The organism is Acinetobacter stercoris (assembly GCF_900323515.1).
Classification (GTDB): domain Bacteria; phylum Pseudomonadota; class Gammaproteobacteria; order Pseudomonadales; family Moraxellaceae; genus Acinetobacter; species Acinetobacter stercoris.
The window spans coordinates 1-11011 of record NZ_OOGT01000131.1; the positions used below are offsets into that span (position 1 = coordinate 1).

General features: G+C 41.3%; 6 protein-coding genes. 1 reads left to right on the forward strand and 5 read right to left on the reverse strand.

Going from position 1 to position 11011, the window contains the following annotated elements:
* The first annotated feature begins 182 nt into the window (after window positions 1-182).
* Window positions 183-6431, forward strand: a complete 6249-nt coding sequence (locus tag KPC_RS13065) for an Ig-like domain-containing protein (protein WP_456049176.1) — start codon at window positions 183-185, stop codon at window positions 6429-6431.
* A gap of 50 nt (window positions 6432-6481) precedes the next feature.
* Here KPC_RS13065 and KPC_RS13070 read toward each other — a convergent pair whose 3' ends face one another.
* The 5 genes from KPC_RS13070 to KPC_RS13090 all read right to left on the reverse strand — a co-directional run bounded on the left by KPC_RS13070 (window position 6482) and on the right by KPC_RS13090 (window position 10520).
* Window positions 6482-6907 (reverse strand): organic hydroperoxide resistance protein, encoded by a 426-nt coding sequence (locus tag KPC_RS13070; RefSeq protein ID WP_121974803.1) that lies wholly within the window; start codon window positions 6905-6907, stop codon window positions 6482-6484.
* A gap of 103 nt (window positions 6908-7010) precedes the next feature.
* Window positions 7011-7835, reverse strand: a complete 825-nt coding sequence (locus tag KPC_RS13075) for a carbon-nitrogen hydrolase family protein (protein ID WP_121974804.1) — start codon at window positions 7833-7835, stop codon at window positions 7011-7013.
* A 21-nt stretch (window positions 7836-7856) separates the two neighbouring features.
* Window positions 7857-8378, reverse strand: coding sequence for an anti-anti-sigma factor GigB (gigB, locus tag KPC_RS13080; protein WP_121974805.1), 522 nt, complete (start codon window positions 8376-8378; stop codon window positions 7857-7859).
* A gap of 113 nt (window positions 8379-8491) precedes the next feature.
* Window positions 8492-9460: an RsbU family protein phosphatase GigA gene (gene gigA, locus KPC_RS13085; protein WP_121974806.1), complete on the reverse strand. Its 969-nt coding sequence runs from the start codon at window positions 9458-9460 to the stop codon at window positions 8492-8494.
* A 127-nt stretch (window positions 9461-9587) separates the two neighbouring features.
* On the reverse strand, window positions 9588-10520 hold the full coding sequence (locus tag KPC_RS13090) for an MlaA family lipoprotein (RefSeq protein ID WP_121974807.1): 933 nt from the start codon (window positions 10518-10520) through the stop codon (window positions 9588-9590).
* Between the last annotated feature and the right edge of the window lie 491 nt (window positions 10521-11011).

The window sequence follows — 11011 nt, forward strand, 5'->3', positions numbered from 1 at the left end:
TCGAGCTGGGCAATGGTTCAACGGTAACCACGACAGCGGATAACCAGGGCAACTGGCTGCTTGAACCGAACCCGCTGGCAGAAGGTGAAGTGGGCAAGGTGACTGCCACTGATGGCGCAGGCAACACCGGTCCTGAAGCGACCACAGGGGCTGCAGATGTGACGGCTCCTGTTGCCCCNACNGTGGATCAAAACAATGCAGCAGGTCTGGGAGGAACGACCGAACCGAATGCGGTGATCACGGTCGAGCTGGGCAATGGCTCAACCGTGACCACGACTGCTGATAGCCAGGGCAACTGGCTGCTTGAACCGAACCCGCTGGCAGAAGGCGAAGTGGGCAAGGTGACAGCGACTGATGGTGCAGGAAATAGCAGTACTCCAACCATGACCGATGGAACAGATATTACTGCTCCTGTTGCCCCAACGGTAGATCACAACAATGCAGCGGGTTTAGGTGGAACAACCGAACCGAATGCGGTGATCACGGTCGAGTTGGGCAATGGTTCAACCGTGACCACGACTGCTGATAGCCAGGGCAACTGGAATATCAAGCCGAACCCGATTGCCGAGGGAGAGAGCGCTACAGTTATAGCTACAGATAAGGCGGGTAACACCAGTGCTGAAACACCGACAGGCAAAGCAGATACCGTTGCACCGACTGCACCAGGTATTGATCAAAACAATGAGTCAGGTTTATCGGGAACAGCAGAGCCAGAATCAACAATTAGTGTTGAATTGGCTGATGGTACAACGATTACAACTACAACAGATACAGCAGGTAACTGGAGTATCACGCCTAATCCATTAGGTGATGGTGAAGTTGGTAAAGTGACTGCAACTGATGCTGCAGGAAATAACAGTGCTCCAACCATGACTGATGGCACAGATATCACTCCACCAGCAGCGCCAGGTGTTGATCAAAACAATGGCGAAGGTTTAAGTGGTACAGCGGAAGCTGGCGCGACAGTGACGGTGAAAGATGCGGATGGCAACACAGTCACCACCACAGCAGACAGCACAGGTCACTGGTCAATCACTCCGAACCCAATTAGTGATGGTATGAGTGGTACCGTGACAGCAACGGATGAGGCGGGCAATGAAAGTAACCCAAGCAATACGGGAACAGCGGATACCGTTGCACCGAACGCACCATTAGTTGAGCAAAACAATGCAGCGGGCTTGGCAGGAACAACCGAACCAAATGCGGTGATCACGGTAGATTTAGGCAATGGTTCAACAGTGACCACAATGGCGGATAGCCAAGGGCATTGGTCAATTGAGCCAAACCCATTAGAAACTGGTGAAGTTGGTAAAGTCACTGCAACCGATGCTGCAGGAAATACTAGTACGCCAACCATGACTGATGGCACAGATATCACTCCACCAGCAGCACCAGGTATTGATCAAAACAATGGCGAAGGTTTAAGTGGTACAGCGGAAGCTGGTGCGACTGTGACGGTGAAAGATGCGGATGGCAACACAGTCACCACGACAGCAGACAGCACAGGTCACTGGAGCATTACACCAAACCCAATTGCGGATGGTACGAGTGGTACCGTGACAGCAACGGATGAGGCGGGCAACGAAAGTAGCCCAAGCAATACGGGAACAGCGGATACCGTTGCACCGAACGCACCATTAGTTGAGCAAAACAATGCAGCGGGCTTGGCAGGAACAACCGAACCAAATGCGGTGATCACGGTAGATTTAGGCAATGGTTCAACAGTGACCACAATGGCGGATAGCCAAGGGCATTGGTCAATTGAGCCAAACCCATTAGAAACTGGTGAAGTTGGTAAAGTCACTGCAACCGATGCTGCAGGAAATACTAGTACGCCAACCATGACTGATGGCACAGATATCACTCCACCAGCAGCGCCAGGTGTTGATCAAAACAATGGCGAAGGTTTAAGTGGCACAGCGGAAGCTGGCGCAACTGTGACAGTGAAAGATGCGGATGGCAACACAGTCACCACCACAGCAGATAGCACAGGTCACTGGAGCATTACACCAAACCCAATTACGGATGGTAGTGAAGGCAGCGTGACAGCTACAGATGCAGCAGGGAACACCAGCGCTGAAACGCCGACAGGCACAGCAGATACCGTTGCACCGACTGCACCAGGTATTGATCAAAACAATGGCGAAGGTTTAAGTGGTACAGCGGAAGCTGGCGCGACTGTGACGGTGAAAGATGCAGATGGCAACACGGTGACCACCACAGCAGACAGCACAGGTCACTGGTCAATCACTCCGAACCCAATTACGGATGGTACGAGTGGTACCGTGACAGCAACGGATGAGGCGGGCAACGAAAGTAGCCCAAGCAATACGGGTATCGCAGATACCGTTGCACCGACTGCACCCGGTATTGATCAAAACAATGGCGAAGGTTTAAGTGGTACAGTGGAAGCTGGCGCGACTGTGATTGTGAAAGATGCGGATGGAAACACAGTAACCACCACAGCAGACAGCACAGGTCACTGGAGCATTACACCAAACCCACTTGCTGATGGTAGTGAAGGCAGCGTGACTGCGACAGATGCAGCAGGGAACACCAGTGCTGAAACACCAACAGGCACAGCAGATACCGTTGCGCCGACTGCGCCAGGTATTGATCAAAACAATGGCGAAGGTTTAAGTGGTACAGCGGAAGCTGGCGCGACTGTGACGGTGAAAGATGCAGATGGCAATACAGTAACCACGACAGCAGACAGCACAGGTCACTGGTCAATCACTCCGAACCCAATTACGGATGGTACGAGTGGTACCGTGACAGCAACGGATGAGGCGGGCAACGAAAGTAGCCCAACCAATACGGGTATCGCAGATACCGTTGCACCGACTGCACCAGGTATTGATCAAAACAATGGCGAAGGTTTAACTGGTACAGCGGAAGCGGGTTCTACTGTGATTGTGAAAGATGCGGATGGAAACACAGTAACCACGACAGCAGACAGCACAGGTCACTGGTCGATCACCCCGAACCCAATTACGGATGGAAGTGAAGGAAGCGTGACTGCTACAGATGCAGCAGGGAATACCAGCGCTGAAACACCAACAGGTACAGCAGATCTGGTTGCACCTGATAAACCATTAGTTAATCTTGTGAACGGTATTGATCCGATTACTGGTACAGCTGAACCTAATTCGATTGTAACTGTAACTTACTTAGATGGAACTAGTGTAACTGTGACTGCAAGTAGTGATGGCAGTTGGAGTGTGCTAAATCCAGGTTTGGAAGATGGTGATACGATTACAGTGACAGCGACAGATGAGGTAGGAAATAAATCTGAATCAGTGACTGTAACAGTAGATACTTACGTATTGGCAGATACAGTTATTATCACAAATGGAGTAACAAATGACGATACTCCAGCAATTGTAGGTACTGCTGAAGCAAATAGTATAGTGACATTAACAATAATAGGGACAACTGGAAGTCAGGTTGTAAGCGTTTCTGTCGATGGTACTGGTGTATGGACTTATACTCCAACAGTTGCTTTAGCTGAAGATGTTTATACATTGAGTGCAATTGCTAGAGATTCGGAAGGTCGAGTTAGTCAGATTGGTGCATCATCTATTACGGTAGATACAACACCTCCATCGTCAGAAATTGTGATAGAAATTACTGCTATTACAGATGATTCCGGAGTATTAGGAGACTTTATTACAAATGATACGACGCCGACAATTCATGGAACAATAACAGGTACTTTATCAGCAGATGAACATGCACAGATCAGCATTGATAATGGTGTTACATGGATAAACTTAGCCATTGTTGATGGCAAATGGAGTTATAATGAGACACGAACATCTGTTGATGGTATTGATCAAACATATACTTATCAAGTAAGAGTTGTTGATAATGCTGGAAATGTAGGTTCAACTGATAGTCAAGTTGTAAAAATTTCTACAACAGTACCTGATAATACAATTACAGTAACAACACTTTTAACTGCCGATACAACTCCAACAATTTCTGGTGCTTATGCTAAAGCCCTTGGAAACGGTGAAACTATTCAAGTTATTGTGAATGGTGTGACTTATAAGCAAGGCGATGGTTATTTAACTGTAAATACTACAGCAAAAACTTGGTCTTTACATATACCTGATGCAAATGCCTTGAATGTTAATGGGGCGACGGATACACCTTATAGCATTATTGCACAAATTGTTAATATTGCTGGTAATGTTGTTTCAGATACTACCGCTAATGAGTTGACTGTTTATCAGGATGTTTCTATAAGTGCAGGTCCATCTCCAGACTATATGGGACAACAACCATTATTTAATGGTATGACTAAAATTGGTGCTGGAGAAAAACTGGAAGTTTATGTCTACAATAGTACAGGGACTCTCATTAAAACATTTAGTAGTGTAAATGGTGCTAGTGTTGTAGATGGTTTAGTCTTTGATGCAACTACTGGAAGTTGGAAAATAACTGCAGCAAACTGGGGAACAAGTCAGTTGGCTGGTGGAAGCTATACAGTTCAGGCTAAAGTTGTTGTTGCAGATGGTTCTGGTGGTCAAATATCGGATGTTCAAGCGATTACTGTAATACAGCCAATAGCAATTACTGTGCCAAATAGTACATATAGTGATATTAACTCTAAAGTCTATGCTTTAGATGATGGTGGTTATTTGTTGATTTGGGCGCAAAATACAAATAATAATACTGGATCTGCTGCATCGAATTATGATCTTGTAGCACAACGATATACTCAATCTGGTGTTGCTGTTGGGTCTTTAATTAAAATAACAAATACGACTACAGGAACATATGCAAATTCAGAAGGCTATGCTGATCGTAATGATATGTGGGATAGCAATGGCAGTTATAGTGCAAACGTAAATGGTGATGGTTCATTTACAATTGCTTATAACTATGATTTAGCTACTCAATCAGCTATCAAATCTTTTGATGATTCAGGTAATTTATTGTCAACAACGACAGTAAATTCAGGTCAAAATTACTATTTTGGTTACAACTACGTTGAAACGACTAATGGTAAAGTTGTTGTATTTACCAGTGGTACTATACATGACTATGATATTTTTATTGCTGGTTCTGTAAAATCCTATTCTGCATCAAATCTAACTAATGAAACCAATGGTGGTAATGGATATATATATAATCAATATGCCACTCCTACAGGCTATTCTGGTTTTGGTAACTCGACAAATATTGAAAGTGTGAGTGCTGTCAGTTTGGGAGGAAGCCTTGTATTAGTTCAATATGCTGATTATACCTCTACAGATGCTTATCCAACCAAAGAAAATGTTATGATAGTAGATTACTCATCAACGGGGGTAGCTACAGTTCTTAAAAGTGCTGTTGCAAACTATTATGACAATGGCTGGCAAATTGGTGCATGTTCATTTGTACTCAAAGAAGGTGGTTTTGTGAGTCTTTGGGCTGGGAATCAGGACTCTGCTACATCACTAACTAATGGTGGAACAATGGATGGCTTTAATGTTTATTCACGACGTTTTAGTTATGATGTTGGTGCGAATACTATAACGGCTTTAGATACAACAGAAAAAATGGTCAATACCACAATGAATGGTGTAAATGGTGTAGGTTATTCTACGATGTCTACTGGCCATTTTAGTGGTTGTGCTTTGGCTCAAGGTGGTTATGTTGTTGTTTGGACTAAGATGTTATCCAATAGTTTGAGTGAGGTATATAGCCAATCATACGATGCGGCTGGTAATAGACTTGGAGGTGAAACTTTGGTTTCAACTCAAACCGTCGATGGAACAGGAACTATAGATACATTACCAACAGTAACTGCACTTAAAGATGGTGGTTATGTTGTATCTTGGACAAATAGCGCTTCTACCAGTTACGCCATAAATTCAACAACAACTGATATTAAAACAGTTATTGTTAATGGTGATGGTACACTGCGTGGAGCTGATGAGACTCATAGTATTGATGCAACATATCTTAATGGAACTGGAACACTGATAGGTACTGATGGTGTCTGTACTCTAGATGGTCGAAATGGTGCTACGACAATGATTGGTGGAAAGGATAATGATAATATTATTATCAAAGATATCAACTTTAGTCATATCGATGGCGGTGCAGGTAATGACACTTTGATTTGGGATTCATCCGCTAACCTGAATTTGGGTGATATTTTAGATAAAGTTCAAAATATTGAGACTATTCATTTAGGTGATGCAAATGCTAATACCATGACAGTATCAATAGATGACATTTTACAAATGACCTCAAATAATACATTGATTATTCAGGGTGGTGATACTGACAAAGTTCAAATCGTTGATGCTAATAGTTGGACATCTGGCGGTACGCAAAGTTACCACGGAGCTGATTACCAAATATATACAGCAACAACATCTGATAACCATTTAATTAATCTATGGATTCAGAACAATTTAGGTGTAATTGCATAACTTATTAAAAGTTTAATTAAAAGAGCGCTTCGGCGCTCTTTTTTTATATCTTAGACAATAGTATTCAATGTCACATCAATATTACCGCGTGTCGCATTAGAATATGGGCAAACAATATGTGCTGCGGCAACCAGTTTATCTGCTTCCTCTTTGTCCATACCTTTGACGTTGATATTCAAAGTTACCTGTATACCAAAACCAGTAGGTATAGGGCCAATTCCGACTTCACCTTCAATAAAAGCGTCTTTAGGTAAATTAAATTTATCTCGGTTTGCAACAAATTTCATGGCACCTAAAAAACAGGCAGAATAACCTGCGGCAAATAATTGTTCAGGATTGGTTCCACCACCATTACCCCCCATTTCCCTTGGTACAGCTAATTGGATATCTAGAACAAGATCAGATGAAACTGCTCGTCCATCACGACCTCCAGTAGCTTTTGCGTGAGCTGTATAGACAACTTTTTCTAAAGACATGTGTACTCTTCCTGAAAATTATTTTGGAATTTTATTCTGGATGATCTGGATGAAAAATTAAGCGATTATTTTGTAAAATTGAATAAGAAATCGTAAGAAAAGCTTAAAATGAAATGAGCTTACGATGTTGCATGAGTGGCATGGAGGCACGAATGCGATCCTGTTCCTGCATATCAAATGGAACAGTAATCAGGTTAGCACCTTCGGTTTCTATGATATCCAGAATTTGACCGCGACTATTGGTTGCACCAGTGTGTCCCCAAGTTTGATGTTTTTCACCATGCCAGCCTTGTTGTGCTGCGCCCAAAACCTGACATTGGCTATCCATTGCACGTGCCTGAAGCAGTAGTTGCCAATGCATTTGACCAGTAGTATAGGTAAATGCAGCAGGTGCAGTTAAAATACGCGCACCTTGTTTACGTAAAGTTAGAGCCAGTTCTGGAAAACGTAAGTCATAACAAACCATCATTCCAATATCACCAAAAGGTGTTTTGGCAATCACAACGTCAGTACCAGGTTCAAAAAACCTGGATTCTTGATAACCGCCAACAGCATCACCAACTTGTACATCAAACAAATGGATTTTGTCGTAACGCGCTTCAGTTTTTTCAGGGCTGATACAAAGACTTACGGTACGTACCCGACCATCTTGGATGATTGAACCATCAGGACGGAATGGGCAGGGTAATGTACCTGCAACAATCCATATTTGATATTGATGTGCCAGATTTTCTAAGCGAGTTTGTATAATTTCAAACTGTTCAGCTGTTTCACGCTGTTTTCCAGCAGCAAAACAAACAAAATTTTCAGGGAATACAATGAGACTGGCGCCATCGGCTTTACTTTTCTGGATCAATGACTCAATCACACTGAAGTTTGCGTCAATGTCATTTTGAGAGTTCATTTGAACAACAGAAAGTAAAGTCATAAGTCTTCCTTGAAAAGAAAATTAAGCGTTTTGCTTAACAGATACCTGATCCATAGTATCTTGTTCTTTTTCGAGCTGTTTGACTAGAGGTTCAAACATATTTTGATTATTGGCGTTCAGTTTCATCAAGGTTTTATGGGCATCTAATACAGTGTTGAGCATTGCATTTTGAGTAATGTGATCATCAATGAGCGCACGAGTACACACATTTGGGTCACCACAATAATTCAAGATGACAAAAACCTGCCCTAAGCCCATGCTATTGGCTAGAGTCGTAATATCTGGATTGGTTGATAGCATGACAGCTTGAATATGGTGAATCTGTTTAAGCTTTAAGCCCAGTTTCGCCAAAATACCTAAAACTGTACTATCTATAAATGTGGTTTCGGTTAAATCAACAATAGCGCCAACGACGTTTTCTTGCTGTTCAATCTTCGCCAAAAGTTTGTCTAGACTTATACAAGAGAGGGCTCGCACTTCACCAATAAGTTTGAAGATATGCGTTCCGTTCAAGCTTGCATATTCAACATGACCTGTTGACATATAAATGCCATTTGCAGAGAAGGATGACAAAATTATCACATAGCGCAAGTCTATACTCAAGAGGTTGACAAGTATAGAAATGACTATAAAAATGTAGGGTATTGATTATAAAGTTAATTCATTCTACGAAGACTGAGAATGGCAATATCATCTGCGACATGATTTGGTGCTTTGAATGATTGATTTTGCAAATGATAGACCAGTTGGGCAAACTGTTCGTTAAGACCACCTTCGAAAGGTTCAAGGGCTCCATCTGAACAGATAATAAACCGTGCATGACGAGTTAGAGTACATTCAAACTCTTCAACTTCAAGATCTTCGGTCAGACCGAGTGGAAAACTACTGGTATTTAAAACACGTGGCGCCTGATTAGGTTCAAATATAATTGCAGGAGGATAATGACCTGCACTTGACCATCGCAATTCATGGGTTTCAAGATTTAAAATCCCGGCCACCATAGTGATATGTTTTTCAATATTTTCCTGAACTAACATCCCATTAAGTTTTTTAATGAGTTCGCGAGGTGTTTTGGAACGACCATGAAATGCAGCCATCCACGATGTCAACAAACTACTTGTTACACCATGTCCTGACACATCTGCAAGATAAAACATGATCTCTTTATCACTGATTTTCCAGTAATCATACCAATCTCCTGACAAATAAGCAGAAGGTTGGAAAAAAGTTTCAACCTGATAATTCTGTAATTCGATAGGATTAGGTAAAAGACGTTTTTGTAATTCTGCAGCAGAAGGGAGATCGCGACTATCCTGATTGCGTTTATATTGTGCATCAATTTTTAATAATGAGTGCTCTGGATGGGCAGGTAGCCGATTCCATATCCAACCAGCAAGTGCACCTAATTCCCAGGCTTGTGAGAGCGATGTTCCTTCATTTTCAAATGCAATAACAACAGTAGGTAAATTCCACTGATGCATTAAAAAATCTTGCACATCTGCAATGGCAATAACAGTTGGGTCATATAAATGAAGATCATCTATGTGAATCATTTGCAGACTCGGAAGAGCACTTAAGATCTGATCCAGATTTGGAATGGTTCGAGTGGGCTGAATGAAATACATAGAATTGATATTTGATCCTTTAACGTTTGATCATCCGTTTATGATAGTAGATGTACTATAGAAATCAAACTATTGCTAGAGAAGCAAAAAGAATCTCTAGCAAACAAGTTTTACAAAATATGAATAATTATTGAGAATTTTCTGTATCAGAATCATCCTGATCATCAGTTTCATCATCAATAAATGATGCTTCTGCTGCATCTTGTCCTTTTTTCTGAGCAATATTGTAGTTTAGGCGTTGCAGATAAATATCACGAATTGCAGCATATTTATCACCTTGCAGTACATCCTCAACATCTAAAAGACGTGAACGTGTATTAATACCACCGACAACAGTGTTGCTCCACATTAAACCTTGTTGATCATTGTTATCCATCACATGATTCAATGGATTTGCGTAACCTTCAGCAACAGTATCTAAAGAATTACGTAAAGTACTTGGTCCCAAGATAGGTAACATTAAATAAGGACCACTCGGAACACCCCAATACCCAAGAGTTGTACCAAGGCTTTCTTCTTCCGTTGGCATACCTAAGCGACGAGCTGGATCAGCCAGACCTAAAGAAGTCACTGTATTTACTGTAAAACGGCCAAGAGATTTTAAAGCACGAAGAGGACGACCTTGAACAAGCTGATTTACAGCATTCCAAGGCTCAATTAGATTTTTACGAAATAAAGAATAGGAGCTGCGAACATCATCGGGTACTTTTTCTTTATATTGTACAGCTATAGGTCGAACGATATTGCGGTCAAGCATATCATTAAAAGCATAGATTTCACGGTTGAGAGGTTGCAAAGGATCTTTTACATCATCAGACTGAGCTGCATTAGCATTAACTTTAAAATCTTTAGCTCTAACATTCTTTAATTCTTTTAGTTCTTTTAAAGATTGAAAATGGCTTGGCTTTTTAGCTTCAACACTAGAATCTGTATTCGCAGTTTCAATATCTGAAACATTCGCATCTTGAGTATTTGATTCAACATCATCTTGTTGAGCAAATACGGGAGCACTAAAACTGATAGATAGTAGGCTCACACACAAAAAATTTAAATGACGCATAAGAGTCCCTAGGTTTTTTTAAATGATTCTAAAGCAAGTTCGTACTTTTAGCCTTAAAAATAACATCGATATTAGTACAGTATTAAAGCAGATTTACTCAAAAATTGTTAAAAATATGCAAAAAGAGTAAAAAATAAACAGTTGAGTAAATAAAAATAGAAAATGACTTGCAAAGGAAAGATATTGGTCTATAATGCACATCCATCGGCGGTGATGTTGATTAAAACTTCTTAAAAATCAGTTAGTTGAAGAAATTGATTGAGTTTGGGTTGTTTAAAAATAAATGAACATCATGGTTGACTTTCTAGAAATAGAGAGTAATATAGCCGACCTAGCTTGATGGCGATGAGCCATGAAGAAGATCATTAAGAGAATATGAAGAACAACTTGTGTGGATTTTTACTGGTTGATTAACGATAAATTATCATTGATTGATTGGTAGAAATTACTCGAAGTTTATTTGAGAATTTTTGTCAGTAATTGATGAGCCA